The 24,666-nt window shown below is 74.5% G+C and carries 23 protein-coding genes and 1 pseudogene; 11 read left to right on the top strand and 13 right to left on the bottom strand.

What is annotated here, in order from left to right:
* Window positions 1-495 precede the first annotated feature (495 nt).
* Window positions 496-1,323 (top strand): DeoR/GlpR family DNA-binding transcription regulator, encoded by an 828-nt coding sequence (locus GV126_RS27810; RefSeq protein WP_159671911.1) that lies wholly within the window; start codon window positions 496-498, stop codon window positions 1,321-1,323.
* 88 nt (window positions 1,324-1,411) lie between these two features.
* On the opposite strand, the gene cds1 is transcribed toward GV126_RS27810, so the two are convergent.
* Entirely contained in the window at window positions 1,412-2,536 is a 1,125-nt protein-coding gene (gene cds1 / locus GV126_RS27805) for an L-cysteine desulfhydrase Cds1 (RefSeq protein WP_159671909.1), read from the bottom strand.
* Between the two features lie 548 nt (window positions 2,537-3,084).
* Here cds1 and GV126_RS27800 point away from each other — a divergent pair.
* Entirely contained in the window at window positions 3,085-3,633 is a 549-nt protein-coding gene (locus GV126_RS27800; protein WP_159671907.1) for an ATP-binding protein, read from the top strand.
* Window positions 3,634-3,838: 205 nt separating this feature from the next.
* On the opposite strand, the gene GV126_RS27795 is transcribed toward GV126_RS27800, so the two are convergent.
* From GV126_RS27795 to GV126_RS27785, 3 genes are all read right to left on the bottom strand, one after another.
* Window positions 3,839-4,111: an SHOCT domain-containing protein gene (locus GV126_RS27795; RefSeq protein ID WP_159674179.1), complete on the bottom strand. Its 273-nt coding sequence runs from the start codon at window positions 4,109-4,111 to the stop codon at window positions 3,839-3,841.
* Between the two features lie 220 nt (window positions 4,112-4,331).
* Window positions 4,332-5,570 (bottom strand): ROK family protein, encoded by a 1,239-nt coding sequence (locus GV126_RS27790; protein ID WP_159671905.1) that lies wholly within the window; start codon window positions 5,568-5,570, stop codon window positions 4,332-4,334.
* Between the two features lie 36 nt (window positions 5,571-5,606).
* Entirely contained in the window at window positions 5,607-6,257 is a 651-nt protein-coding gene (locus GV126_RS27785) for an alpha-ketoglutarate-dependent dioxygenase AlkB family protein (protein ID WP_159671903.1), read from the bottom strand.
* Between the two features lie 119 nt (window positions 6,258-6,376).
* Here GV126_RS27785 and GV126_RS27780 point away from each other — a divergent pair, with 119 nt between their 5' ends.
* The gene (locus GV126_RS27780) at window positions 6,377-7,510 is read left to right on the top strand and encodes a methyltransferase (RefSeq protein ID WP_159671901.1); all 1,134 of its coding nucleotides are present in this window, start codon (window positions 6,377-6,379) and stop codon (window positions 7,508-7,510) included.
* Here the strand turns inward: GV126_RS27780 and GV126_RS27775 are convergent.
* Window positions 7,500-8,408 (bottom strand): class II fructose-bisphosphate aldolase, encoded by a 909-nt coding sequence (locus GV126_RS27775; protein ID WP_159671899.1) that lies wholly within the window; start codon window positions 8,406-8,408, stop codon window positions 7,500-7,502. The two genes, GV126_RS27780 and GV126_RS27775, sit on opposite strands and share 11 nt — an antisense overlap.
* A gap of 40 nt (window positions 8,409-8,448) precedes the next feature.
* On the opposite strand from GV126_RS27775, the gene GV126_RS27770 reads away from it, so the two are divergent.
* From GV126_RS27770 to GV126_RS27760, 3 genes are all read left to right on the top strand, one after another.
* A complete protein-coding gene (locus tag GV126_RS27770) occupies window positions 8,449-9,003 on the top strand; it encodes an Rv1733c family protein (protein WP_159671897.1) in 555 nt (184 codons plus the stop codon).
* Window positions 9,004-9,172: 169 nt separating this feature from the next.
* Window positions 9,173-10,360 carry an MFS transporter gene (locus tag GV126_RS27765; RefSeq protein WP_159674177.1) on the top strand — a complete coding sequence of 396 codons (1,188 nt, stop codon included), beginning with the start codon at window positions 9,173-9,175 and terminating at the stop codon, window positions 10,358-10,360.
* A 69-nt stretch (window positions 10,361-10,429) separates the two neighbouring features.
* A complete protein-coding gene (locus GV126_RS27760; RefSeq protein ID WP_159674175.1) occupies window positions 10,430-11,332 on the top strand; it encodes a maleylpyruvate isomerase family mycothiol-dependent enzyme in 903 nt (300 codons plus the stop codon).
* Window positions 11,333-11,370: 38 nt separating this feature from the next.
* Here GV126_RS27760 and GV126_RS37740 read toward each other — a convergent pair.
* Window positions 11,371-11,451: pseudogene (locus tag GV126_RS37740) on the bottom strand (DNA-binding response regulator); the annotation flags it as partial.
* Window positions 11,452-11,463: 12 nt separating this feature from the next.
* A complete protein-coding gene (locus GV126_RS27755; protein ID WP_159671895.1) occupies window positions 11,464-12,153 on the bottom strand; it encodes a TetR/AcrR family transcriptional regulator in 690 nt (229 codons plus the stop codon).
* A 151-nt stretch (window positions 12,154-12,304) separates the two neighbouring features.
* On the opposite strand from GV126_RS27755, the gene GV126_RS27750 reads away from it, so the two are divergent.
* Window positions 12,305-12,757 carry a nitroreductase family deazaflavin-dependent oxidoreductase gene (locus tag GV126_RS27750; RefSeq protein ID WP_159671893.1) on the top strand — a complete coding sequence of 151 codons (453 nt, stop codon included), beginning with the start codon at window positions 12,305-12,307 and terminating at the stop codon, window positions 12,755-12,757.
* Window positions 12,758-12,806: 49 nt separating this feature from the next.
* On the opposite strand, the gene GV126_RS27745 is transcribed toward GV126_RS27750, so the two are convergent.
* Complete coding sequence (locus GV126_RS27745) at window positions 12,807-14,087, bottom strand: geranylgeranyl reductase family protein (RefSeq protein ID WP_159671891.1); 1,281 nt, start codon at window positions 14,085-14,087, stop codon at window positions 12,807-12,809.
* A 251-nt stretch (window positions 14,088-14,338) separates the two neighbouring features.
* Between GV126_RS27745 and GV126_RS27740 the strand changes: the two genes are divergently transcribed.
* Together GV126_RS27740 and GV126_RS27735 are read left to right on the top strand one after the other, a co-directional pair.
* Entirely contained in the window at window positions 14,339-15,691 is a 1,353-nt protein-coding gene (locus GV126_RS27740) for a dipeptidase (RefSeq protein WP_159671889.1), read from the top strand.
* Window positions 15,692-15,801: 110 nt separating this feature from the next.
* The gene (locus GV126_RS27735) at window positions 15,802-16,575 is read left to right on the top strand and encodes an MBL fold metallo-hydrolase (RefSeq protein ID WP_159671887.1); all 774 of its coding nucleotides are present in this window, start codon (window positions 15,802-15,804) and stop codon (window positions 16,573-16,575) included.
* A gap of 248 nt (window positions 16,576-16,823) precedes the next feature.
* On the opposite strand, the gene GV126_RS27730 is transcribed toward GV126_RS27735, so the two are convergent.
* Both GV126_RS27730 and GV126_RS27725 read right to left on the bottom strand, forming a co-directional pair.
* Window positions 16,824-17,867: an NUDIX hydrolase gene (locus GV126_RS27730; RefSeq protein WP_159671885.1), complete on the bottom strand. Its 1,044-nt coding sequence runs from the start codon at window positions 17,865-17,867 to the stop codon at window positions 16,824-16,826.
* 142 nt (window positions 17,868-18,009) lie between these two features.
* Window positions 18,010-18,204, bottom strand: a complete 195-nt coding sequence (locus GV126_RS27725) for a hypothetical protein (protein ID WP_159671883.1) — start codon at window positions 18,202-18,204, stop codon at window positions 18,010-18,012.
* A gap of 196 nt (window positions 18,205-18,400) precedes the next feature.
* Here GV126_RS27725 and GV126_RS27720 point away from each other — a divergent pair, with 196 nt between their 5' ends.
* Window positions 18,401-20,473, top strand: coding sequence for an NPCBM/NEW2 domain-containing protein (locus GV126_RS27720; protein WP_201299884.1), 2,073 nt, complete (start codon window positions 18,401-18,403; stop codon window positions 20,471-20,473).
* An 88-nt stretch (window positions 20,474-20,561) separates the two neighbouring features.
* Here the strand turns inward: GV126_RS27720 and GV126_RS27715 are convergent, their stop codons facing one another.
* Window positions 20,562-21,515: an ROK family protein gene (locus GV126_RS27715; protein ID WP_159671881.1), complete on the bottom strand. Its 954-nt coding sequence runs from the start codon at window positions 21,513-21,515 to the stop codon at window positions 20,562-20,564.
* Between the two features lie 241 nt (window positions 21,516-21,756).
* Between GV126_RS27715 and GV126_RS27710 the strand changes: the two genes are divergently transcribed.
* Window positions 21,757-22,827 (top strand): LacI family DNA-binding transcriptional regulator, encoded by a 1,071-nt coding sequence (locus GV126_RS27710; protein ID WP_159671879.1) that lies wholly within the window; start codon window positions 21,757-21,759, stop codon window positions 22,825-22,827.
* Between the two features lie 61 nt (window positions 22,828-22,888).
* On the opposite strand, the gene GV126_RS27705 is transcribed toward GV126_RS27710, so the two are convergent.
* On the bottom strand, window positions 22,889-24,193 hold the full coding sequence (locus tag GV126_RS27705; protein WP_159671877.1) for a DUF6986 family protein: 1,305 nt from the start codon (window positions 24,191-24,193) through the stop codon (window positions 22,889-22,891).
* 216 nt (window positions 24,194-24,409) lie between these two features.
* Window positions 24,410-24,666 (bottom strand): electron transfer flavoprotein subunit alpha/FixB family protein (locus tag GV126_RS27700; RefSeq protein WP_201299883.1); only part of this gene is annotated, 257 nt, incomplete at its 5' end.

Below are 24,666 nucleotides of genomic sequence, written 5' to 3'. Positions count from 1 at the left end.
CGCCGGGTCCGTCGTCCCGTCCGTCACCGGCGGTGCGCCCGGCCGGGGCGCGGCCGGCTGCCGCTGCGGACGTTCCACCTTCTGCGCCTCCCCCGTGATGCGCCGCCTTGTGCTACTGCGCCCCTTGTTTCCATTGCGCAGCTTGTGCCGGTTGTGCCGGCGTCGTTGCGCGGTGTGCCGGTGTCCGTGCGGAGTCAGGATCTCCGCCGCAGGCGGACGCCACACGTCTCCTCACGGAATCTCCCCGATCCGTGTGACGAGCACTTTGCGCGATGACGCATCCGTGCGGCGACGTGGGCACGTGCCGTACGGACGACGTATACGGACCACGTATATACCTGACATGCGCGCGCCGGGACAGGCGGTGGCGCGACGGACGGCGCCCCATGAAAGGATGGGGCGTCCGCGCACCGGTGCCCTGGCGAACCTCTCCGTCGGAGCGGGTGCGCCCCGGGCGTGTCGGACCCTGCTTGAGGTGAAAGGAACCTGAGCCACGTGAGTGAGAATCAGAACCTCCTCGCGGAGCAGCGGCGCGCCCTGATCCTGGACGAGGTCCGGCGCCGCGGCGGGGTCCGGGTCAACGAGCTGACCCGGAAACTCGGCGTGTCGGACATGACCGTCCGCCGTGACCTGGACGCGCTGGCCCGGCAGGGCATGCTCGAGAAGGTGCACGGCGGCGCGGTGCCGGTCGTGGAGGCCAGCACCCACGAGCCGGGCTTCGAGGCGAAGTCGGGCCTGGAGCTGACCGCCAAGGAGGACATCGCGCGGGCGGCGGCGCAGTTGGTCGCGCCGGGGTCGGCGATCGCCCTGTCGGGCGGCACGACGACGTACGCGCTCGCCCATCACCTGGTGGACGTGCCGGAGCTGACCGTGGTCACCAACTCGGTACGGGTGGCCGATGTCTTCCACACCGCCCAGCGCACCTCCGGCCAGCGGCAGGGCGCGGCCACGGTGGTGCTGACCGGTGGCGTGCGCACCCCGTCCGACTCGCTGGTGGGGCCGGTGGCCGACCAGGCGATCGCCACGCTCCACTTCGACCTGCTGTTCCTCGGGGTGCACGGGATATCGGTGGAGGCCGGCCTGTCGACACCGAACCTCGCCGAGGCCGAGACCAACCGGCGGCTGGTGCAGTCGGCGCGCCGGGTCGTGGTGGTCGCGGACCACACCAAGTGGGGTGTGGTGGGGCTGAGTTCGTTCGCCACACTGGAGCGGGTCGACACGCTGGTGACGGACGCGGGGCTGCCCGCCGAGGCGCGCGCCGAGGTGGGCGAGTATCTGCGGCTGGTGGTGGCGGGCGAGCCGGAGGAAGACGCGCAGGGCTGAGAGGCCGTCAACGGCGCGGCGCAGGCGGCGGATCCCGCCGGGTGCCGTATCCGCGCCATCCTCCCCGGTGGGGCCGGCCGCGTCCGTCTCAGTCCGGCCACACCCCGGCGGTCAGGAAGGCGTCGATCGTCGCGGTGTACGGGGCGATGTCCAGGCCCTGGCCGGCCAGCCAGGCGTCCGAGTAGTACTTGTCGAGATAGCGGTCCCCCGGGTCGCACAGCAGGGTCACCACGCTGCCCCGGCGGCCCTGGGCGCGCATCTCGGCGACGATCTTCAGGGCGCTCCACAGGCCGGTGCCCGTGGAGCCGCCCGCCTTGCGGCCGATGACCCGTTCCAGGGCGCGTACGGCGGCGACGGAGGCGGCGTCCGGCACCTTCATCATCCGGTCGATGGCACCGGGCACGAAGCTCGGCTCCATGCGCGGGCGGCCGATGCCCTCGATGCGTGAGCCGCAGTCGCAGGAGACGTCCGTCTCGCCGGTGGTCCAGCCCTCGAAGAAGCAGGAGTTGTCCGGGTCGGCGACGCAGATCCGGGTGTCGTACTGCATGTAGTGGACGTAGCGGGCGAGGGTCGCGGAGGTGCCGCCGGTGCCCGCGGTGGCGACGATCCAGGCCGGCTCCGGGAAGCGTTCCAGCCGGAGCTGCCGGAAGATCGACTCGGCGATGTTGTTGTTGCCGCGCCAGTCCGTGGCCCGCTCGGCGTAGGTGAACTGGTCCATGTAGTGGCCGCCGGTCTCCGCCGCGAGGCGGGCGGACTCCTCGTACATCGTGCGCGGGTCGTCCACGAAGTGGCACCGGCCGCCGTGGAACTCGATCAGGCGGCACTTCTCGGCGCTCGTCGTGCGCGGCATCACCGCGACGAAGGGCACACCGATCAGCTTCGCGAAGTACGCCTCCGACACGGCCGTCGAGCCGCTGGAGGCCTCGATCACCGGGCGGCCCGGCCGGATCCAGCCGTTGCACAGGCCGTACAGGAACAGCGAACGTGCCAGGCGGTGCTTGAGGCTTCCGGTCGGGTGGGTCGACTCGTCCTTGAGGTACAGGTCGATGCCCCAGTCCTCGGGCAGCGGGAAGCGCAGCAGATGGGTGTCGGCCGAGCGGTTGGCGTCGGCCTGGACCTTGCGGACCGCTTCTTTGAGCCAGGTGCGGTAGCCGATGTCACTGCGGTCGACGTCGAGGGTTTCGCCGGTCCGGCGCTGCTGGGTGGTGCTCACGGCGGGACTCCTTACGGTGGGCGCCGACGGCGTGTCGCGCGGCCGGACGCCACCGATGATAGACACCTGGAACACGCTTCTCACCTGCATAAACGCCACTTTGGGCGGCTCAAAGGGAGCCCTGGGGCACGGCCTGCCAGGGCGCGCGGGCGGCGCACGGCGCGCACGGGTGGGGGCGCGTTCGAAAGAGTGCTCCCGGACGCCGCCCATCGAGCGGCCCGCACGCACTGGTGCCCGGTGCCCGAGGGAGGCAGACTGCACCGCGCGGGACTGCTCCGCACAGGACCGCGCGCCGGACGCGCCGGATGCGCCGGGCAGGAGGGCAGGAGGGCATGCGGGACCACGAACGACCGCACGACCGAAGGTGGCTCGAAGTTGCGGTGCCGAACCCCTTGCGTCACTCTGGTCTCACGTCACTCTGGGTTTACCGGCGATAACGCTGCGAACCAGCCCGCCGGCCACGACAGCAGGCGGCAGTGTCACGCAGGCGTCCTGCTGCATCCGAAACGTCGTGTTCTTCCGGACCTCAACGTCGGGGAGTCGCAGCCGTGACCAGTCACCCAAGCAGGCACTGCACGGTGGAGCTCCAAGCCCTGCCGTCGCGGATCGGCCAGGTCCGCAGAATCGTATCGGCGCACTTGCGCTACTGGAATCTGGACCCTCTGATAGACCGGGCCGCGCTCGGTGTGACGGAGTTGCTGACCAACGTCCACCAGCACGCCCAGCCCGACAAACTGTGCACCGTCCAGCTCGAACACCTGCTGGACCGGCTCACCGTCTCCGTGCGCGACCACGATCCGCGTCTTCCCGTGGTGGAGGACCTGGGTGACATCGCCCCCATGGCCACCGAGGGCCGCGGGCTGGCGATGGTGGCCGCGATGAGCGAGAGCTGGGGCGCCCGCCCGGACGGCGACCGGGGCAAGGTGGTGTGGTTCACCCTGCCCACCACCGCCGGCCCGGTCACGGTGCCGGCCCGGGTGCCGCGGGTGACGGCCGGGGAGCAGCCCGTGCCCCGGTTCGCCGGCGTCGGCCCGGAACCCGCGCTCGACGCTCCCCGTCCCGCCCACGCTCCCGCCCGGTCCGCCGTTCCCGGCTGACCGGGCGGCCCGGCCCACTCGGGCTGCCCGGGCGGCCCGGGCTGCCCGGCATCGGCGACCGGGCCGGGGCGGGGGGCCTGAGGCCATGCGGCCGCCCTGCCCCGGACACCGGGCCAGGGCCTGAACCCTGCCGTGGCCCGAATCCTGCCGGGGCCTGAATGTGAGCGCGCCCAGGCGTCGCCCAGCGCCGCGGTCACAGTCACGCTCACAGCGCACCGGCACCGCCCTTCCCGGGGCGGCCGAACTGCTCCTCCAGCACCGACAGCCGGCGCCGGTACTCGTCCTCGTCGATCTCGCCGGAGGCGAAACGTCGGCCGAGCACGGCGAGCGGCGAGTCGCCGGCCGGACGGCCGGCCCCGCCGCGCCAGGGGCCGTCCGGCCCGCGCCACGGTCCGCCACGACCGCGCCGGGCGGGGCGGCGCAGGGGGGCGACGGCGCCACCGATCACGATCGCCCGGAGCAGCGGGAGGAGCAGGATCCGCGGCCCGGGGCCGTCGCCGTGCCGGCTCGCCGGGGTCCGCGTCTCGGTTCGTCTCCTCGAAGTGCCTCGAAGGCATGTGCGGTGATGTCTCGAGAGTGGCCCCGGGGCGGGGTCCGGGTCGTCGTACGGCCGACGGCAGCGCGCGTACGGTCCGGGGAGTACGGAACCGGTCCCCGGCTGCTCCCCTCGGGGGCGGGGCGGTCGCCGCCGGCCCGGGTCAGGCCAGCGCCGTCAGCGGGTCGTCCAGGACGGGCTGCCAGGCCAGTTCGGCGGCGCCGACCAGGCTGTTGTGGCTCAGGGGGCAGGGGGGGATGGGGACGCCGCCGCTCTGGCCCCACAGGCTGCGGTCGGCGACGACCGCGCGCAGGCGGGCCGGGTCGGTGTCGAGCAGGGTGCGGTGCAGGCCGCCGAGGATGATGCGGTCCGGGTTGAGGATGTTGACCAGGCCGGCCAGGCCCAGGCCCAGGCGGTCGATGAGGGCGGCCACGGCCGTGCGGACGGCGGGGTCGTCGTGGTGGTGCCGGATGAGGTCGTCGGCCTGCTGCAGCAGGGACACCTCGGGGCCCGGTTCGCGGCCCGCGGCGGTGAGGAAGGCCAGCGGGTCGGCCTCCACGTCCAGGCAGCCCCGGCTGCCGCAGGGGCAGGGGCGGCCCTCGGGGTTGACGGTGAGGTGCCCGACCTCCAGGGCCAGGCCGGAGCTGCCGGTGTGCAGCCGGCCGTCCAGGACCAGCGCGCCGCCCACGCCGCGGTGGCCGGTGGCCACGCACAGCAGGTCACGGGCGCCGCGCCCGGCGCCGTGCCGGTGCTCGGCGAGCGCGGCGAGGTTGACGTCGTTCGCCGCGAACGCCGGGCCGGTGATCCCGGCCGCCCGCACGCACTCCTCGAAGATCCGCTGCACCGGCGCGCCCACCGGCCAGGCCAGGTGCAGCGGGTTGAGGGCCAGGCCGTCGGGCTCGGCCACCGCGGACGGCACCGCGAGCCCGGCGCCCACGCAGCGCCGCCCGGCGGTGCGCAGCAGTTCGGCGCCTGCCTCGACGACGGAGCCGAGCACCTTCGCCGGGTCGGCGTCGACGGTCTCGCAGCCCGGCGCGGTCGCCACGATCCGGCCGCCGAGGCCGACCAGGGCCGCGCGGAACCCGTCGGCGTGCACCTGGGCGGCGAGGGCGACGGGGCCGTCCTCGGCGATCGCCAGGCGGTGCGAGGGGCGGCCCTGGGAGCCGGCGGCCGCACCCGGCCGGGCGTCCACCCGGATCAGGCCCAGCGCCTCCAGTTCGGCGGCCACCGCACCGGCCGTCGCCCGGGTCACCCCCAGTTCCGCGGTCAGCACGGCCCGGGTCGGGGCGCGCCCGGTGTGCACGAGCTGCAACGCGGGTCCGAGCGCCCCGCGCCCCCGGTCCAGCCGCGTCCTGGAGGTGGTCCCTTCCCCCGCCGCCCGGGGGTCCGCCTTGCCGCTCATGAGGGCGAGTCTGTCATGATCCGCAGGCGGGGCGGCCTACAGGCCGCTCACGCGCAGCGTGATGTTCAGTCGCCCGGACAGGCCCAACTCCCCCGGCGCGGTGCCGCCGTGGACGCGGGGCACGCCGTGGTAGGCGAGCCGGGAGGGTCCGCCGAAGACGAACAGGTCGCCGCTGCGCAGTTCGATGTCCGTCCAGGGCCTGGCGCGGGTGCGGGTGTTGCCGAAGCGGAACACACAGGTGTCGCCGAGGCTGAGCGACACCACGGGGGCGTCGGACCGTTCGTCGCTGTCGCGGTGCATGCCCATGCGGGCGTCGGCGCCGTAGAAGTTGATCAGCGCGATGTCGTACGCCGCTCCCGTGGCCGCCTGCGGGCCGAGCGCGTCGGCCACCGCCTTCCGGCCCAGCTCGCCCAGCCAGGCCGGGAAGGGTTTGACCGGGGCGCCGTCGCCGTCGACCGCGGTGGGTGCGTAGCCGTACGGGTACCAGTGCCGGCCCAGGCACACCTGCCGGGCGGTCATGGTGCCGCCGCCGGGCGTGCGCACGGTGCGCAGCCCGGCCGGCGGGCGCGCCCACTGCCGGCAGGCCGCGAGCAGCTCCCGCTGGCGTGCCGGGTCCAGCCAGTCCGGTACGTGCACGGCCCCCGGCGCCACCTCGGTGCGGCCGCGGGGGAACAGCTCGGCGTCCATGCCTTCCATCCTGCCCCGGCGGGACTGCCTCCTGCCGGGGCAGGACGGGAGCCGGCGGCCTCCTGCCGGGCGGGTATGAGCCGACGCTCCGCTAGCCTGGACGGACGATGAACGACCCGATGAGCACTCCCTGGGGCGAGCTGAAGCTGTCCCGGTTCCCCGAGGACCCGCGTGACCGGCTGCGCGCCTGGGACGCCTCCGACGCGTATCTGCTGGAGCACCTGTCCGAGCAGGCGGTGGATCTGTCGGGGAGCCTGGTGGTCCTCGGGGACCGCTGGGGTGCGCTCGTCACGGCGCTGGCGGCGCACCGGCCGGTGCAGATCACGGACTCCTACCTCGGGCAGGAGGCCACCCGCGCCAACCTGGCCCGCAACGGCGTCGAGCCCGGCACGGTGGGTCTGCTCACCACGCAGGACACCCCGCCTGAGCGGATCGACGTGCTCCTGGTGCGGGTGCCCAAGAGTCTGGCGCTGCTGGAGGACCAGCTGCTGCGGCTGGCCCCCGCGGTGCACGAGGGCACGGTGGTCGTGGGCACCGGCATGGTGAAGGAGATCCACACCTCCACGCTGACGCTGTTCGAGCGGATCCTCGGCCCGACGCGGACCTCGCTGGCCCGGCGCAAGGCCCGGCTGATCTTCTGCGCCCCGGATCCGGCGCGGGAGCGGCCCGCCAACCCGTGGCCGTATGCGTACACGCTGCCCGACGGCATCGGCGCCGTCTCCGGGCGCAGGGTCGTCAACCACGCGGGTGTGTTCTGCGCGGACCGGCTCGACATCGGCACACGTTTCTTCCTGCGGCACCTGCCGGACACCCGGGGCGCCCGGCGGGTGGTGGACCTGGGCTGCGGCAACGGCGTCGTCGGTACGGCGCTGGCGCTGGACAACCCGCGGGCCGAGGTGCTGTTCACGGACGAGTCGTTCCAGGCGATCGCCTCCGCCCAGGCGACCTACCAGGCGAACGACGTGCCGGGGCACGCCGAGTTCCGGGTCGGCGACGGGCTGTCGGGGGTGGCGGCCGGCAGCGTGGACCTGGTGCTGAACAACCCGCCGTTCCACTCGCACCTGGCGACCACGGACACGACGGCCTGGCGGATGTTCACCGGGGCGCGGCGGGTGCTGCGCCCCGGGGGCGAGCTGTGGGGGGGCGGCAACCGGCACCTGGGCTACCACGTCAAGCTGCGGCGGCTGTTCGGCAACTGCCACCTCGTGGCCGGTGACCCGAAGTTCGTGGTGCTGCGGGCCGTCAAGCGGTGAACCGGGGGTGACCGGCCTCAGGGACCGTGGGTGACGCTTCCGCCCGAGGGGTGCCGATCACGCCGATGAGCCGGGTCACCTCCGCGACCATCGCCTCGCGGCCCACGCTGAGGTAGGTGCGGGAGTCCACCGCCTCGGGACGGGCGGCGAGGAACGCGCGGATGGCGCCGGTCATGGCGGCGTTGAGGGCGGTGCCGACGTTCACCTTGGCGATGCCGCCGGCGACGGCCTGGGTCAGTTCGCCGTCGGGCACGCCGGAGGAGCCGTGCAGGACGAGCGGGACGTCCAGGGCGTCGGCCAGCCGCTTGACCAGGTCGTGGTCGAGGGCGGCGGTCCGCTCGGTCATGGCGTGCGCGTTGCCGACGGCCACGGCGAGCGCGTCCACCCCGGAGGCGGTGACGAACGCGTGCGCCTCCCTGGGGTCGGTACGGGCGCCGGGGGCGTGCGCGTCCAGCGGCGGCCGGCCGTCCTTGCCGCCGACCTCCCCCAACTCGGCCTCCACCCAGAGTCCTTGGGCGTGCGCCCAGTCGGCGGCGGCCCGGGTGGTGGCGAGGTTCTCCGCGTACGGCAGCCGGGAGGCGTCGTACATCACGGAGCTGAAGCCCGCGTCGGCGGCCTGCCGCAGCAGGTCCTCGCGCTGCACGTGGTCGAGGTGCAGCGCGACGGGGACGGCGGCGCGTTCGGCGGCGGCGACCGCTGCCCGGGCCAGGGGCAGCAGCCGTCCGTAGCGGAACTTGACGGCGTTCTCGCTGACCTGGAGGACGACGGGCGCGCAGGCCGCCTCCGCGCCCGCGACGACGGCCTCGATGTGTTCCAGGGTGATGACGTTGAAGGCGGCGACGGCGGAGCGCACGGCGGCGGCGCCGCCGACCAGCTCACCGGTGGCTGCGAGCGGCACGGCAGGTCCTTTCGGAGGGTGGGGCCTGGGGAGGCAGGGAGTGTGGCTGTGGCGGTGGCGGCGCAATCCGCTCCGGCGGACCAGCGATGTCGTCGAGGCGTGGGTCCTGCTCGTCGCCTGGGTCCTCGCCCCGGTCGGGGGGCTGGTGGCGGGGGTGCTGACGGCGAGCGCGATGCAGGCGAGCGCGGAGCGGGTCCGCGCGCAGAGCCATCCGGTGCAGGCCGTGCTCACCCAGGACCCGACGCACGGGTCCGCCCGGCCGACGAGCAGCGCCCTGGTGTGGGGGACGGTCCGGTGGACCGATCGGGACGGCTCGACCCACACCGGTCGGACGAGGGTCCCGGCCTCCGCAGTGCCCGGCTCGCCACTGACGGTGTGGAGCAACGGTCGCGGCGGGCTGACACCCCCGCCCGCCTCCGCCGCCGACGCCGCCTTCCAGTCGTTCCTGGGTGGCCTGTGGGCGTCGGCGGCCAGCGCGGGGCTGGTGATCGGTGGGGCCAAGCTGGTCCAGACGCGCCTCGACCGGCGCCGCTTCGACCAGTGGGCCGAGGAATGGGCCCGGGTGGACGCCCGCTGGGGGCGCAAGACCGGCTGACACCGGACGGCAGGGCCGGCCGGCATCCGGCGTCGAGGAGGCCGACGGCGGACCGGGCCCCTGTGATGCCTCGCAGGCGGAAGACACCCCGGCGCCCTTGCCGCCGCGTCACCATGCCCCGTAGCCTCATTTTGTGCCGCTTCTGAACAAAGTCCGTCCGCACAGTGCCGTGCCGGACGACGACCTGACCCGGCTCCGGGTCGTGCTCACGACCTTCTTCGCCCTCGACGGTTTCGTCTTCGCCGGCTGGGTCGTGCGCATCCCGGACATCAAACACCAGACCCATGCCTCCGTCGGCTCGCTCGGCCTCGCCCTCCTCGGCGTCTCGGCGGGCGCCGTCGTCACGATGACCCCCACCGGCCGCCTGTGCCGCCGCTACGGCAGTCACCTGGTCACCGTCGTCTGCGCCGTCCTGCTCTCGCTCAGCGTCGCCCTGCCTCCGCTGACCCACTCGGCCCCTGCGCTGGGTGCCGTCCTGCTGGTCTTCGGCGCCGCGTACGGCGGTATCAACGTCGCCTTCAACAGCGCGGCCGTGGGCCTGGTGGCCGCTCTGCGCCGGCCGATCATGCCCAGCTTCCACGCGGCCTTCAGCCTCGGCGGCATGGCGGGCTCGGGGCTGGGCGGGCTCGTGGCCGCGCACCTGTCCCCGGCCCGGCATCTGCTGGGCCTGACCGTGATCGGCCTGCTCGTCACCGCCGTGGCGGGGCGCGCCCTGCTGCGCCACCGGCCCCCGGTGCCGGCGTCCCCGGGTGACCCCGAGCACGTCCGTGCCGAGCGCGTCGAGAAGCCGGGCTCGCGCCGTCCGGGCGGGCACGGCCGTGCCGTGGTGCTCGTCCTCGGCCTCGTCGCCCTGTGCACGGCCTACGGCGAGGGCGCGATGGCCGACTGGGGCGCGCTGCACTTCCAGCAGGACCTCGACGCCTCCGCGGGCGTCGCGGCGGTCGGCTACTCCTGCTTCGCGCTGGCGATGACGGTCGGGCGGTTGTCGGGGACCGTCCTGCTCGAACGGCTCGGCCGCACCCGCACGATCGTCGGGGGCGGCTGCGTCGCCGCGGCCGGCATGCTCGTCGGGTCGCTCGCGCCGTCCGTGTGGGCGGCGCTCCTCGGGTTCGCCGTCACCGGGCTCGGCCTGGCCAACCTCTTCCCGGTCGCCGTCGAGCGCGCCGGTGCCCTGGCCGGTCCCGGCGGTGTCGCGATCGCCTCCACCCTGGGGTACGGCGGCATGCTCCTGGGGCCCCCGGCCATCGGCTTCATGGCCGGCTGGCTCTCGCTGCCGGCCGCGCTCACCAGCGTCGCCGTCCTGGCCGCCGTGGCCGCCGCGATCGGCTTCGCGACCCGGCGTGCCACAGAGGCGTGACCCGCACTGATCGACGAAATTCCCCCTGCCCCGCGCACTCGCTCAGGCACACTCCCTGTCATGAAGACCATCGAGACTGCCGAGTTGCTCGGCACGCTGGACCGGGAGGGCCGTCTGCTGGCCGAGGCGGCCGCGGCGGCGGGGACCGACGCGCGCGTGCCGTCGTGCCCCGGCTGGCGGGGGCGGGACCTGCTGCGGCACACCGGCGCCGTGCACCTGTGGGCCACCGGCGTCGTCGCCGACGTGCACACCGCGCGGCCTCCGATGGGCGATCCGCCGGACCTCGACGGCGCCGACCTGCTCGCCTGGTACCGGGCCGCCCACCGCCGGCTCGTCCGGACCCTGGCCGAGGCACCGGGCGACGTGCGGTGCTGGACGTTCCACCCGGCGCCGTCGCCGTCGCCGCTGGCCTTCTGGATCCGGCGGCAGGCGCACGAGACGGCGGTCCACCGCTTCGACGCGGAGTCGGCGCGCGGTGGCGCCCCGACGGCCGTGGACACCGGCTTCGCCGTCGACGGCATCGACGAGCTGCTGCGCGGGTTCCACGCGCGCTCCCGCAGCCGGGTGCGCACCGAGGAGCCGCGCGTGCTGCGCGTGCGCGCCATCACCGCGGCCGCCGCCCCGGGCGCCGGCGCGAACACCGGCGCACAGGCCGAGGTGCAGACCGGCGCGCACGCCGGCGCGGGCGCCCCGGGTGACGCGGACGGCACAGGCAGCACGGGCGGCGCGGGCGGCGCGGGCGGCGCGGGCGGCGCGGGCGGCGACGCGGCCGATGGCACGGTCGCGGTGTGGACCGTACGGCTGTCGCAGGAGGCGCCGGTCACCGTCCCCGGGGCGTCCGAGAAGGCCGACGCCGAACTCGCCGGCCCGGCCGACCAGCTGTACCTGGCGCTGTGGAACCGTGTGCCGGTGCCCGAGACGACGGGCGACCCCGCACTCGCCGCGCTGTGGCGGCAGACCTCGGCGATCTGAGCGCGAGCGGCGGCCGCACGCGGGGGGGCCGGACCGGCTCAGCCCAGCCGGCACGGCCGCACCGGCCCGGACACGTAGGCCAGGACGAGGAGTTGGGCGCGGTCGCGGGCACCGAGCTGTGTCGTGACCGGTCAGGACGTCAGGCCCACGCCTTGCGCCAGCCGGGTCGCCGCCTGCCGGAAGAACGGCTCCCGGTCCTCCACCAACCGGTGGAACTGCCCGAACACCTCGAAGCCGACCAGGCCGTACAGCTGTGCCCAGGCGGCGACGAGCGCGGCGACCGCCTCGGGCGGCAGGTCGGGGGCTAGGTCGGCGGTCATGCGCGCGGCCTCCGGGCGCAGCTCGGCGGGGAGGGCGGGCGCGGCCAGCCGGCCGCCCCGGTGGGCGTCGCGGGCGATGCCGATGAGGAGCAACCCGACGCGGGAGGCGGCCGGGACGGTGCTCTGCGGCGCGCTGTAGCCGGGGACGGGCGAGCCGTACAGCAGCGCGTACTCGTGCGGGTGGGCCAGCGCCCAGGCGCGGACCGCCTCGCACACGGTGGTCCAGCGGTGCAGCGGCCCCGCCTCGGCGACGCTGTTGTGGGCCGCTTCCGCCGCCGCGCCCAGGGAGTCGTAGGCGTCGATGATGAGCGCGGTCAGCAACTCGTCGCGGCTGGGGAAGTACCGGTACAGCGCGGAGGAGACCATGCCGAGCGCGCGGGCCACGGCGCGCAGCGAGAGTTTCGCGGCGCCCTCGGCGGCGAGCTGCCGGCGTGCCTCGTCCTTGATCGCGGCGGTGATCTCCGTCCTGGCCCGGGCCCGGGCGCCTTGTGCGGTGCTCATGGCACCAGTCTCGCACGCGATCGGAGCACCGCACACAAAAGAGAGCACCGCTCTTGCTTCGGAGCGCCGCTCCGTGCAGACTGGTCCCCGGAACGAGAGCACTGCTCTCTCACACCATCGCCACAGCAGTGGCGCACCCGAGGGGGTCACCATGTCGTCGTCGGAGTACTACCTCGAGCAGAGCCCGATGAGCGCCCGGCTGAACAACGTCGTCGGCTGGCTGGCCCGGCACGGGCTGAGCCTGGCCGGCAGCGCGGAGCTGTCGGTGCGCGGCCGCACGAGCGGCAAGCCGCAGCGCATCCCGGTCAACCCCCACACCTACCAGGGCGGCCAGTACCTGGTCTCGGCGCGCGGCCACTCCCAGTGGGTGCGCAACATGCGGGCCGCGGGCGGCGGCGAGCTGCGCGTCGGGCGCAAGGTGCGCCCGTTCACCGCGGTGGAGCTTCCCGACGCCGAGGCGCTCCCGATCCTGCGGACCTATCTGGAGAAGTGGGGATGGCAGGTCGGCGGGTACTTCAACGGCGTCACGGCGACCTCCTCCGACGAGGAGATCGCCCGGGCCGCCGCCGACCACCCGGTGTTCCGCATCACGGTCACGCAGTGACCGCCGCCCGCAGTCGCCGGACCGCGTGCGGCGGTGAGGCGAGCACCGGTCACGAACCGGCCGCGTCCTGCCGGTCCCGCACCCCCTCCGCCTCCTGCTCCGCGGCCGCCGCCTGCGCCGCGGGCCGCCGGTCCAGCGCCGTCAGGGCGCGCTGGGCCACGGGGTGGGTGCGGACGATCTCCCCCAGGGAGGTGGAGCCCTGGGTGATGTCCCGGAACGCCCGCCAGGCCGGGCGGAAACCGGTCAGGGCGGCGTGGAAGAGTCCGGGACGGCGCTCGAACACGGCCAGCATCCGCTTGCCGACGGCCATCTCCACCCCGAGTCCGGCCTTGATCGCGAACGCGTAGTTCAGGGCCTGCCGACGGGCGTCCACCGCGTCGTGCGCCTCGGCGATCCGCACCGCCCACTCCCCCGCGAGCCGCCCGGAGCGCAGCGCGAAGGAGATGCCCTCGCGGGTCCACGGCTCCAGCATCCCGGCCGCGTCCCCGCACACCAGCACCCGCCCGCGCGTCAGCGGCGAGTCCTCGGTCCGGCAGCGGGTCAGGTGCCCGGAGGAGATGCTCGGCTCGAAGCCGGCCAGGCCCAGGCGGGCGACGAAGTCCTCCAGGTACCGCTTGGTGGCGGCGCCTTCGCCGCGCGCCGAGATCACACCGACCGTCAGCGTGTCCCCCTTGGGGAACACCCAGCCGTAGCTGCCCGGGATGGGGCCCCAGTCGATCAGGACGCGCCCGCGCCAGTCCTCGGCGACGGTCTCGGGCACCGGGATCTCCGCCTCCAGGCCGAGGTCCACCTGGTCGAGCTTCACGCCGACGTGGGCTCCTATCCGGCTGGCGCTGCCGTCGGCGCCGACCCCCGCGCGGGCGAGCACCGTCTCACCGCCCTGAAGGACCACCGCGACCGTGCGCCGGTCCGGCACCGCCGCGCCGTGCTGCTCGACCCGCTGGACGGTCACGCCGGTGCGCAGCTCGGCGCCGGCCTTCTGCGCGTGCTCGACCAGCTGCTGGTCGAACTCGGGCCGGTTGACCAGGCCGAACAGCATCTGCTTGGAGCGGCGGGTGCGGGTGAAGCGGCCGTCCAGTGAGAACGTGACCGCGTGCACGCGGTCGCGCAGCGGCAGTTCGAAGCCGGGCGGCAGCGCGTCGCGCGAGGGGCCGATGATCCCGCCGCCGCAGGTCTTGTAACGGGGCAGCTCCGCCTTCTCCAGCAGCAGCACGCGCCGTCCGGTGACCGCCGCCGCGTAGGCGGCCGAGGCCCCCGCGGGTCCCGCGCCCACCACGACGACGTCCCACACCTGCCGAACGTCGTCCGCCGAAGAGTTGTCGCTGCTCACGATCGTCCACCGCTCCAGATCAAGCCGACTGCCTCCCCCACGCTCCCGGCTTGCCCGAGCAGGGGGTACCCCCATCTGTCCCCCGCATCCTACGGCGGCCGGGATCATGAGCCGCTGTGGGAGGATCGGCGGGTGCGTGCCGTCCAGCGGGACGCGCCTACGCTGACACGATCATCCGCAACACAGCAGTGCTCACAGAGCGCCATCCAGGTGCTCGTGAATGCGCCCTCGCACCTACAAGGAGCGTACCCATGTCGTCGAATCCGGTCGCCGAGACCGTCGCCGCCCTGCTGCCCAGGGCCCGGCAGGAGTTGGCCGAGCTGGTGGCCTTCAAGTCGGTGGCGGACTTCGACCAGTATCCGAGGAGCGAGTGCGAGGGCGCGGCGAACTGGATCGCCGACGCGCTGCGCGCCGAGGGCTTCACGGACGTGGCGCTGCTGGACACCCCGGACGGCACGCAGTCGGTGTACGGCTGCCTGCCCGGCCCCGAGGGCGCGAAGACGGTGCTGCTGTACGCCCACTACGACGTGCAGCCGCCGCTGGACGAGGCCGCCTGGGTCACCCCGCCGTTCGAGCTGACCGAGCGCGACGGCCGCTGGTACGGGCGCGGCGCCGCCGACTGCAAGGGCGGCGTCATCATGCACCTGCTCGCGCTGCGCGCGCTGAAGGCCAACGGCGGCATACCGGTCACCGTCAAGGTCGTCGTCGAGGGCTCGGAGGAGCAGGGCACCGGCGGCCTGCAGCGCTACGCCGAGCAGCACCCCGACCTGCTCGCGGCCGACACCGTCGTCATCGGCGACACGGGCAACTTCCGGGTGGGCCTGCCCACCGTCACCTCCACCCTGCGCGGCATGACCCTGGTCCGCGTGCAGGTCGACACCCTCGAAGGCAATCTGCACTCCGGCCAGTTCGGCGGTGCCGCTCCGGACGCGCTCGCCGCGCTGATCCGCACCCTGGACTCGCTGCGCGCCGAGGACGGCTCCACGACCGTCGACGGCCTGGTCGCCGACTCCACCTGGGACGGCCTCGCCTACGACGAGCAGCAGTTCCGGGCGGACGCCAAGGTGCTCGACGGGGTGGAGCTGATCGGCTCCGGCACGGTCGCCGACCGCCTGTGGGCGCGGCCCGCGGTGACGGTCCTCGGCATCGACTGCCCGCCGGTGGTGGGCGCCACCCCGTCCGTGCACGCGAGCGCCCGCGCCCTGGTCAGCCTGCGGGTGCCGCCGGGTGTCGACGCGACCGAGGCGACGAAGCTGCTCCAGGCCCACCTCCAGGCGCACACGCCGTGGGGTGCCCGGGTGCGCACCGAGCAGATCGGCCAGGGCCAGGCGTTCCGCGCCGACACCACCAGCCCCGCCTACCGGGCGATGGCCGAGGCCATGGCGGTCGCCTACCCCGGCGAGGAACTGCAGTACGCGGGTCAGGGCGGCTCCATCCCGTTGTGCAACACCCTGGCCGCGCTGTACCCGCAGGCGGAGATCCTGCTCATCGGCCTGAGCGAACCGGAGGCCCAGATCCACGCGGTCAACGAGAGCGTCTCGCCCGAGGAGCTGGAGCGCCTGTCGGTCGCGGAGGCGCTGTTTCTGCGCGCCTACGCGGGCTGACCCGGGCCGCCCCGGCCCCGGCGCGGCAGCGGAGCCCGGCGCCGGGGCGCCGCTTCTGCCCGCGGCAGAAGGCTCTCGCCCGCGGGCGGGGGCCCCTCTACGGTCCTGCCATGGAGGTCGTGCAGCTCTCCCCCCGCCTGCACCTGCTGCGCTTCCCCGTCGGCCAGGCCTACCTCTGGCACGACGACGACGCGCTGACCCTCGTGGACGCAGGCGTGCGCGGCGCGGGCGTGCCGATCGCCGAGGCGATCAGGTCCCTCGGGCACGATCCGGCGGACCTGCGGCGGATCGTGCTCACCCACTTCCACGAGGACCACATGGGCGCGGCGGCCGAGCTGGCCGGGCGGTACGGGGCCGAGGTGCTGGCCCACCACCTCGACGCGCCCGTCGTCCGGGGCGAGACGCCCGGACCGCCGCCGGTCCACGAGGACTGGGAGCGCCCGATCCACGCCGAGGCGCTCAAGCTCCTGCCCCCGGGAGAGCCGGCCCGGCCGCAGCGGGTCACCGAGCTGTCCGACGGCGATGTGCTGGACTTCGGCGGCGGTGCCCGCGTGGTGCACGCACCGGGGCACACCCACGGCAGCATCGCGCTGCATCTGCCGTCCCACGGTGTGCTGTTCACCGGGGACGCGGTCGCCGCCTCGCCGGTGGACGGCGCGGTGATCCTGGGCGTGTTCAACCTCGACCGGTCCCGGGCCGTGGCCTCCTTCCGGCGGCTCGCCGCGCTCGAGACGGAGGTGGCCTGCTTCGGGCACGGGGATCCGGTGACACAGCGGGCCGGCGCGGTGCTGCGGGAAGCGGCGGCCGGGTACGGCGGGCCGTCCCCCACGTCGCCGGTGCCCCCGGGGCCGCACCCGGCTCGCGCGCCCGGCGTCGTAGAGTGAGTCCCGGCCGGCATCGCACCGCGGCCGGGCCGCCACCGGGACGAGCGGGCGAGAGGCCGACACAGTAGGCGCACAGGAGCCGACGAGAAGCCGGCACAGCGGGCACAGACGACTCCGCACGAGACCGGCACAACGGCGACAGACGGGCCACCACGAGACCGGCACAACCGCGACAGACGGGCCACCACGAGACCGGCACTCGGACCCAGACCAGCCACCACGAGACCGGCGCAACCGGCACGCGCGGCTCAGCCGACCGGGACGCCGGCCTCCAGATAGACGGCCGCGGCCCGCTCGCGGGCCCGCAGCGCCCACCGCAGCCGCTCGTAGCGGACCGGCGGCAGCAGCCCCGCCGCCTCCTCCTCGGTGACGAAGCGCCAGTCGCGCAGCTCGGGCCCGGGCAGCAGCAGCCGGCCGGCCGCGGCGGAGTCCAGCCGTCCGCCGTCGAAGAGCAGCCGCAGTCCGCCGAAGCCGGGCGGCGCGGGCCGCTCCCAGTCGACGACCAGCAGCCGGGGCACCTCCTGGAGCCGTATCCCGGTCTCCTCGGCCACCTCGCGCATGCCGGCGCGGGCCGGGGCCTCGCCGGGCTCGACGACGCCGCCGGGGAACTCCCAGCCGGGCTTGTAGGTGGGGTCGACGAGCAGCACCCGGTCCTGCTCGTCGAACAGCAGCACACCGGAGGCGACGGTCTCGGCGCTGGGCTCGGGGGTCTGCACGATGTCGCAGGGGGCCGCGGCCCCGGTGTCGACGGCCTCGGCGATGCGGACGGCCGTCTCGTACGGGGTGAGCGCGCTGGTGTCGATGAGGTGGGCGTCGGCGGCGAGCCAGGAGGCGAGGGCGGCCCGGTAGGACTCGATGTGGTCGTACGCCCACTGGCGTATCCGCAGGTCGCCGTCGGGCAGGCCGGGCGGGACCTCCCGGCCGGCTATCCGCTCCCGCAGGATCGTTTCGGCCGGAGCGAGGAGGATGTGCCGGACCGTGATGCGGCGGGCCGCGAGGCCGCCGAAGATCTCGTCGCGGTAGTCCTGGCGCAGCAGGGTCATCGGGACCACCAGGGTGCCGCCCAGCTCCGCGAGCAGCGCGGCCGCCGTGTCGATCACCAGCCGGCGCCAGATCGGCAGGTCCTGGAAGTCGCCGACCTCGGCGAGGTGCTTGGGCGGCAGGAGACGGTGCGTGAGCGCACCGCCGATGACCTCGGGGTCGAAGAGCGTGCTGTTCGGGATCAGCTCGACCAGTTCCCGTGCGGTGGTGGTCTTGCCCGCACCGAACGATCCGTTGAGCCAGACGATCACGCCGTCCCCCTCTTGTGTTGACCCCCAGTGGCTTGCCCGCTCCACCCTGCCACGGAAACCAGCCCCAGTTGAGGGCACCGCGCGCCACGGCGCCGGCACCCCCTTCGGCGGGGTGCCGGCGCCGTGGCGCGCCCGAGCGGTCTCAGCCGTTCCCGCCCAGGGTGTCCTCGTCGACGGTGAGGCCGTCGTCGTCGATGACGTGGTCCACGGTGCCCACGGCGTCCTTCACGGTCAGGTCGCCGAGGGCGTCGTGGTCCGCGGCGTGGGAGGGCGAGACGGCGGCCACCACGAAGCCGGTGGCGAGGGAGGCGAGGGCGAGCATGCTGCGCTTCTTCATGCCCGGTCAACGGCCGAACGCGCGGCTGGGTCACGGGCGGATCATCCTCAGGCGGCGCGGCGGAAGAACCGCCCCCGCGAGCCCGGACCCGGCCACGCCTACTTCCAACAGACTCGAACAGGTAATACCGTAACCGCACACCAAAGATGACGCGGACATGAAAATCCCCGTCACCGCGAGTTCGGAGGAACGTCCCATGCGTCACCCGTACACGCGCACCCGCCGCCGAAGACTGCTCGCGGCACTCACGGCATCGTTCCTTGCCCTGGCGGGAGCGGCGCCGGCGGTCGCCGGCGACCTGCACCCGTCCGGCGCCGACCTGCGCTCGTCCGGCGCGGAGCGGGAGCCGTCCGCCGCGCCCGCCCTGGCCGACGGCCTGGCCCTCACCCCGCCCATGGGCTTCAACAACTGGAACTCCACGCACTGCGGCCCGGAGTTCGACGAGTCCATGGTCGAGGGCATCGCCGACCTCTTCGTCACCGAGGGCCTGAAGGACGCCGGCTACCGGTACGTCAACCTGGACGACTGCTGGGCCCTGCCCGCCCGCGACGCCGACGGCAAGCTGGTCCCCGACCCGGCCCGCTTCCCCCACGGCATCAAGGCGGTCGCGGACTACGTGCACGCCAAGGGCCTCAAGCTGGGCATCTACACCAGCGCGGGGACCAAGACCTGCAACAGCGCCGGGTTCCCGGGCGCGCTCGGCCACGAGTACAGCGACGCCGAGCAGTTCGCCGCGTGGGGCATCGACTACCTGAAGTACGACAACTGCAACAACCAGGGCGTGGACGCCAAGCAGCGCTACACCACCATGCGCGACGCGCTGAAGGCGGCCACCGCGAAGACGGGCCGGCCCATCGTCTACAGCATCTGCGAATGGGGTCAGAACAAGCCCTGGGAGTGGGCGGCCGACGTCGGCCACCTGTGGCGCACCACCGGCGACATCAGCGACAGCTGGACCTCGATGCTGTCCATCCTCAAGCAGAACCTGCCACTGGCCCCGTACGCCGGCCCCGGCCACTGGAACGACCCCGACATGCTGGAGGTCGGCAACGGCGGCATGACCGACACCGAGTACCGCACCCACTTCTCGATGTGGTCGATCATGGCCTCGCCGCTGCTCATCGGCACCGATCTGCGCAAGGCGTCCGCGGCGACCCTGGACATCCTGGGCAACCGGGAGGTCATCGCCGTCGACCAGGACCCGCTGGGCAAGCAGGGCACCGTCGTCTCCTCCGCGGACGGCCGCTGGGTCGTCGCCAAGGAGATGAAGGACGGCAGCCGCGCGGTGGCCCTGTTCAACGAGACCGACGCCCCGCAGCGCATCGCCACCACCGCCACGGCCGTCGGCCTGCCCGCGGCCGACGCCTACACCCTGCGCGACCTGTGGCAGCACCGCAGCTCCAACACGGCCGGGACGATCTCGGCCACCGTCCCGCCGCACGGCACCGTGCTCGTCCGGGTCTTCGCCGACCGCCGCTGGGCCGCCCACCCGCCCGCCGTCGAACTCGGCGTGGACGGCCGCCCGCTGGCCGTCGCCGGCCGGACCCTGACGCTGACGTCCCCGGCGACCGCCCTGGGCCGCCCCCCGGCGCGCGACGTCTCCGTGGCGCTGACCGGCCCGGAGGGCTGGACGCTGCGGGCGCGCTCACCCCGCCGTGCCGCCGCGCTGCCCACCGGCGGCGCCCTGCGCACCACCTGGGCCGTCACGCCACCGCAGGGCGCACCGGCCGGGTCCTACGACCTGACCCTGACCGTGCGGTCCCTGTCCCCGGGCGGGGAGCGCGTGTCCGAGGCGCTGCCGCTCACGGCGGCGGTGGTGGTGCCGCCGCCCGCGGGAACCTCCTACCTCAGCGACCTCCCCTGGCTGTCGGCCACCAGCGGCTACGGTCCCGTCGAGCGCGACACCAGCAACGGGGAGCGCCCGGCGGGCGACGGGCACCCCATTACCCTCGGCGGCGTGGTGTACGCCAAGGGGCTCGGCGTCCACGCGCCGAGCGCGCTGGAGTACTACGCCGGTGGGGCGTGCACCAAGGTCACCGCGGACGTCGGCGTGGACGACGAGAAGGGCGCCAAGGGCACCGTCGCCTTCGAGGTCTGGGCGGACGGCACGAAGGTGGCCTCCACGGGCGTCCTCACCAACGCCATGCCGGCCCAGCCGATCGCGGCGGACGTGACCGGCGCCCAGGTCGTGCGGCTCGTCGTCACCGACGGCGGTGACGGCACCGACTCCGACCACGCCGACTGGGCGAACGCCCGGCTGACCTGCTGAGCCGGGCGCCCGGGGCCGCCCACCCGCGCCGGGTGGGTGGCCCCGGGTGGCCGACACCCGCCACGAGGCCCACAGCCGCGTCGGCGTGTCAGACCCCCGCGGCCGCCGCGTCCGCCCGGCGGGCCAAGGCGGCCGCGGCCGCTCCGACCAGGCCCGCGTCCGTGCCCATGCGGGCCGGCACGACCACCAGGCGCTGGACGAAGGACAGGGTGGCGTAGTCGGCCAGGGCCCGGCGCAGCGGGGCGAACAGCACCTCGCCCGCCTTGCCCACGCCCCCGCCGATCACCGCGATGTCGATCTCCACCAGGGTCGCGGTCGCGGCGATGCCCGCGGCCAGGGCGCGCGCGGCGCGCTCGAAGGACGCGAGGGCCACCGGGTCGCCGGCGCGGGCGGCGGCGGCCACCGCGGCGGCCGGGGCGCCGCCGTCCGGGCCGGGCCGCCGGCCGTTCTCCAGCGCGCGGCGGGCGATGTTCGGGCCGCTGGCGATGCGCTCCACGCAGCCGCGCGCACCGCACGGGCACGCGTCGCCTTCCAGGTCGACACTGATGTGGCCGATGTGCCCGGCGTTGCCCGTCGGCCCGGGGTGCAGCCGTCCGTTCAGGACCAGGCCGCCGCCCACCCCGGTGGAGACCACCATGCACAGCGCGTTGTCGTGACCACGGGCGGCGCCCTGCCAGTGCTCGGCGGCCGTGATCGCCACACCGTCGCCGATCAGTTCCACGGGCAGTCCCCCGGCCGCGGCCCGGGCCCGCTCCACGAGCGGGTAGCCGCGCCAGCCGGGCACGTTGACGGGGCTCACCGTGCCGGCGGAGGCGTCCACGGGGCCGGCGCTGCCGATGCCCAGGGCCGTGGCCCGCTCCCACAGCGGCGAGGCGGCCAGCTCGCCGAGCACGTCCTCCACCGCCCGCATCACGGTGTCGCCGTCCTCCTGCGCGGGCGTCGCGCGCTGGGCGCGCACCAGGATGCTGCCGTGGCCGTCCACCAGCGCTCCGGCGATCTTGGTGCCGCCGATGTCGAGCGCGGCCACGAGGTCGGTGTGCATGTCGAGTCAGATCTCCCCGTCAACCTGTGAAGGAACCAAGAGCGGTCGCAGCCCGGCCGCGCGGCGCGGACACGGGCCGGAGTGTGCGCTGCACAGTCTCTCGTGCCGATGACAACGTTGTCCAGGCTCTATGCTCGACGCCACATCCTCATACGCGCCAGGGGCCGACGCACCCCACCGTGGACGACAGGACACCCGCGGGCCGACGCGCCCGCGGGACGACAGGAATGGACGCCGTATCGTGCCAGGAACCGCCCGCCGAGCAGACCGCCCCGCCGACCGCCTCCCGGCCCGCGCCGGGTCACGCTACGGCAACCGTCCCACCATGAAGGACGTGGCGGCCCGGGCCGGTGTCGGGCTGAAGACCGTCTCCCGTGTGGTCAACGGCGAGCCCGGGGTCACCCCGGACACCGAGCGGCGCGTCCAGGAGGCCATCGAGGCGCTGGGCTTCCGCCGCAACGACAGCGCGCGGGTGCTGCGCAAGGGCCGCACCGCGAGCATCGGGCTGATCCTGGAGGACCTGGCGGACCCGTTCTACGGTCCGCTCAGCCGCGCGGTCGAGGAGGTCGCCCGGGCGCACGGCGCCCTGCTCATCAACGGCTCCAGCGCCGAGGACCCCGAGCGCGAGCAGGAGCTGGCGCTGGCGCTGTGCGCGCGGCGGGTGGACGGGCTGGTCGTGATCCCGGCCGGTGACGACCACCGGTATCTGGAGCCGGAGATACGCGCGGGGGTGGCGACGGTGTTCGTGGACCGCCCGGCCGGGCGGATCGACGCGGACGTGGTGCTGTCGGACAACTTCGGCGGGGCCCGCGACGGCGTGGCACACCTGATCGCCCACGGGCATCGCCGGATCGGCTTCATCGGGGACATGCCGCGCATCCACACGGCGGCCGAGCGGCTGCGCGGCTACCGGGCGGCGATGGAGGAGGCCGGCATCCCCGTGGCCGAGTCCTGGATGTCCCTGGGCGTGACCGACCCGGAGCGGGTGCGGCGGGCCGCCGAGGAGATGTTGTCCGGGCCCGAGCCGGTCACCGCCGTGTTCACGGGCAACAACCGGGTGACGGTGACCGTGATCCGGGTGCTGGCCGAGCAGCCGCACCCGGTCGCCCTCGTCGGCTTCGACGACATCGAGCTGGCCGATCTGCTCCAGCCGGGCGTCACCGTCGTCGCGCAGGACGCGGCGGCCCTGGGCCGCACCGCCGCCGAGCGCCTGTTCCGCCAGCTCGACGGCACCTTCCTCACTCCGGAGCGCATCGAGCTGCCGACCCGCCTGGTGATGCGGGGGTCGGGCGAGCTGCCGCCGGCGCGGTGAGCGCGCGAAGGGCGTGAGCGCGCCGCGGCAGCGTGCTCACGCCCGGCGGACGCGGCGGGTGTTACTGCGCGGAGGCCGTCAGGTCACCGCGGCGGGGAGCCGCGAAGCCCTCCAGGTCGGCGCGGGTCAGGCCGGGCAGGCGGGCCACCTCGGCGGTGTCCAGGGCGCCGCAGTCCAGGCCGCGCAGCAGGTAGCCGCTGAGCGCCTTGGCGGTGGCGGGCTCGTCCATGACGTCGCCGCCGGCCCGGTTGGCGTAGCGGGCGAGGCGTGCGGCGGCCTGCTCGAAGCCCTCGCGGGAGAAGGCGAACACCGCCGCGTAGCGGGGGGGGATGTGCCCGGGGTGCATGTCCCAGCCCTGGTAGTAGGCGCGGGCCAGGGCGCGCCGGGTCAGGCCGTAGTGCAGCCGCCAGGCGTCGTGGACCTGCTCGGTGGGGCCGACCGGCAGGACGTTGGTGGAGCCGTCGGAGACGCGTACGCCGGTGCCGGCCGCGGCGACCTGCATGACGGCCTTGGCGTGGTCGGCGGCCGGGTGGTCGCTGGCCTGGTAGGCGGCGGAGACGCCGAGGCAGGCGCTGTAGTCGAAGGTGCCGTAGTGCAGTCCGGTGGCGCGGCCCTCGGAAGCCTGGATCATCCGGGCCACGGTGGCGGTGCCGTCGGCGGCGAGGATGGACTGGCTGGTCTCGATCTGGATCTCGAAGCCCAGCCGCCCCGGCTCCAGTCCGTGCGCCTTCTCGAACGCCTCCAGCAGCCGCACCATCGCGGTGACCTGCTCGGGGTACGTCACCTTCGGCAGCGTCAGGACGAGTCCGGCGGGCAGGCCGCCGTTCTCCATCAGGCCGGTGAGGAAGACGTCCAGGGTGCGGATCCCGCGGTCGCGGACCGGCGCCTCCATGCACTTCATCCGGATGCCCATGTACGGGGCGGCGGTGCCGTTCGCGTACGCCTCGGCGACGATCCGGGCGGCGCGGGCGGCCGCCCGGTCCTCCTCCTCGTCGGGGCGGGGGCCGTAGCCGTCCTCGAAGTCGATGCGCAGGTCCTCGATCGGCTCGCGCTCCAGCTTGGCGCGGACGCGGGAGTAGACCGGCTCGGCGAGGTCTTCGCCCAGGCCGAGGGCGGCGGCGAAGGAAGCGGCGTCCGGGGCGTGTTCGTCCAGCGCGGCGAGGGCCGCGTCGCCCCAGGAGCGGATGGTGTCGGCGGCGAAGACGTCGCCGGGGACGTAGACGGTGTGGACCGGCTGGCGGGTCCCGGGGTCGCCCGGGTAGCGGCGCTCCAGCTCGGCGTCGACCGGCGCGAGGGAGGCGCTGATCTCCTCGCTCACGGAGCCCGCGAGGCTCGTCGCCACCTTCTCCTGCTGGCCCTGACCCATTCCCACACCCTCCTGTTTTCCGTTGTACGGAATCGATAATCCGCAAGACGAAGTTATCCGCCGCCTTCCGGCAGGTCAACACCTGCCCGCGGCATGGGCCGCCACCGGTCGGCGGACCGCCGTACCGGGCCACCGAAACACGCCGAGGCCCCCGTGACCGCACAGGTCACGGGGGCCCCGGGAAAGGATCGGTCCGGCGGGCCGGCCCGGAGGACGTCAGCCCTTGCGGGCCTTGATCTCCTCGGTCAGCTGCGGGACGACCTCGAAGAGGTCGCCGACGACGCCGTAGTCGACCAGGTCGAAGATCGGGGCCTCGGGGTCCTTGTTGACCGCGACGATCGTCTTCGAGGTCTGCATGCCGGCGCGGTGCTGGATGGCGCCGGAGATGCCGTTGGCGATGTACAGCTGCGGCGAGACGGACTTGCCGGTCTGGCCGACCTGGTTGGTGTGCGGGTACCAGCCGGCGTCCACCG

The sequence above is a fragment of the Streptomyces mexicanus genome (assembly GCF_902506575.1).
Taxonomy (GTDB): domain Bacteria; phylum Actinomycetota; class Actinomycetes; order Streptomycetales; family Streptomycetaceae; genus Streptomyces; species Streptomyces mexicanus.
This window is presented reverse-complemented; position numbering and strand designations above follow the sequence as displayed.

What these genes read in the sequence shown, in the direction of transcription:
- GV126_RS27790 (WP_159671905.1), bottom strand. Translation starts at nt 5,570, where the DNA reads ATGAGCGGCAAGGCGGACCCCCGGGCGGCGGGGGAAGGGACCACCTCC.
- GV126_RS27785 (WP_159671903.1), bottom strand. Translation starts at nt 6,257, where the DNA reads ATGGACGCCGAGCTGTTCCCCCGCGGCCGCACCGAGGTGGCGCCGGGG.
- GV126_RS27780 (WP_159671901.1), top strand. Translation starts at nt 6,377, where the DNA reads ATGAGCACTCCCTGGGGCGAGCTGAAGCTGTCCCGGTTCCCCGAGGAC.
- GV126_RS27755 (WP_159671895.1), bottom strand. Translation starts at nt 12,153, where the DNA reads ATGAGCACCGCACAAGGCGCCCGGGCCCGGGCCAGGACGGAGATCACC.
- GV126_RS27750 (WP_159671893.1), top strand. Translation starts at nt 12,305, where the DNA reads ATGTCGTCGTCGGAGTACTACCTCGAGCAGAGCCCGATGAGCGCCCGG.
- GV126_RS27740 (WP_159671889.1), top strand. Translation starts at nt 14,339, where the DNA reads ATGTCGTCGAATCCGGTCGCCGAGACCGTCGCCGCCCTGCTGCCCAGG.
- GV126_RS27735 (WP_159671887.1), top strand. Translation starts at nt 15,802, where the DNA reads ATGGAGGTCGTGCAGCTCTCCCCCCGCCTGCACCTGCTGCGCTTCCCC.
- GV126_RS27725 (WP_159671883.1), bottom strand. Translation starts at nt 18,204, where the DNA reads ATGAAGAAGCGCAGCATGCTCGCCCTCGCCTCCCTCGCCACCGGCTTC.
- GV126_RS27720 (WP_201299884.1), top strand. Translation starts at nt 18,401, where the DNA reads ATGCGTCACCCGTACACGCGCACCCGCCGCCGAAGACTGCTCGCGGCA.
- GV126_RS27715 (WP_159671881.1), bottom strand. Translation starts at nt 21,515, where the DNA reads ATGCACACCGACCTCGTGGCCGCGCTCGACATCGGCGGCACCAAGATC.
- GV126_RS27705 (WP_159671877.1), bottom strand. Translation starts at nt 24,193, where the DNA reads ATGGGTCAGGGCCAGCAGGAGAAGGTGGCGACGAGCCTCGCGGGCTCC.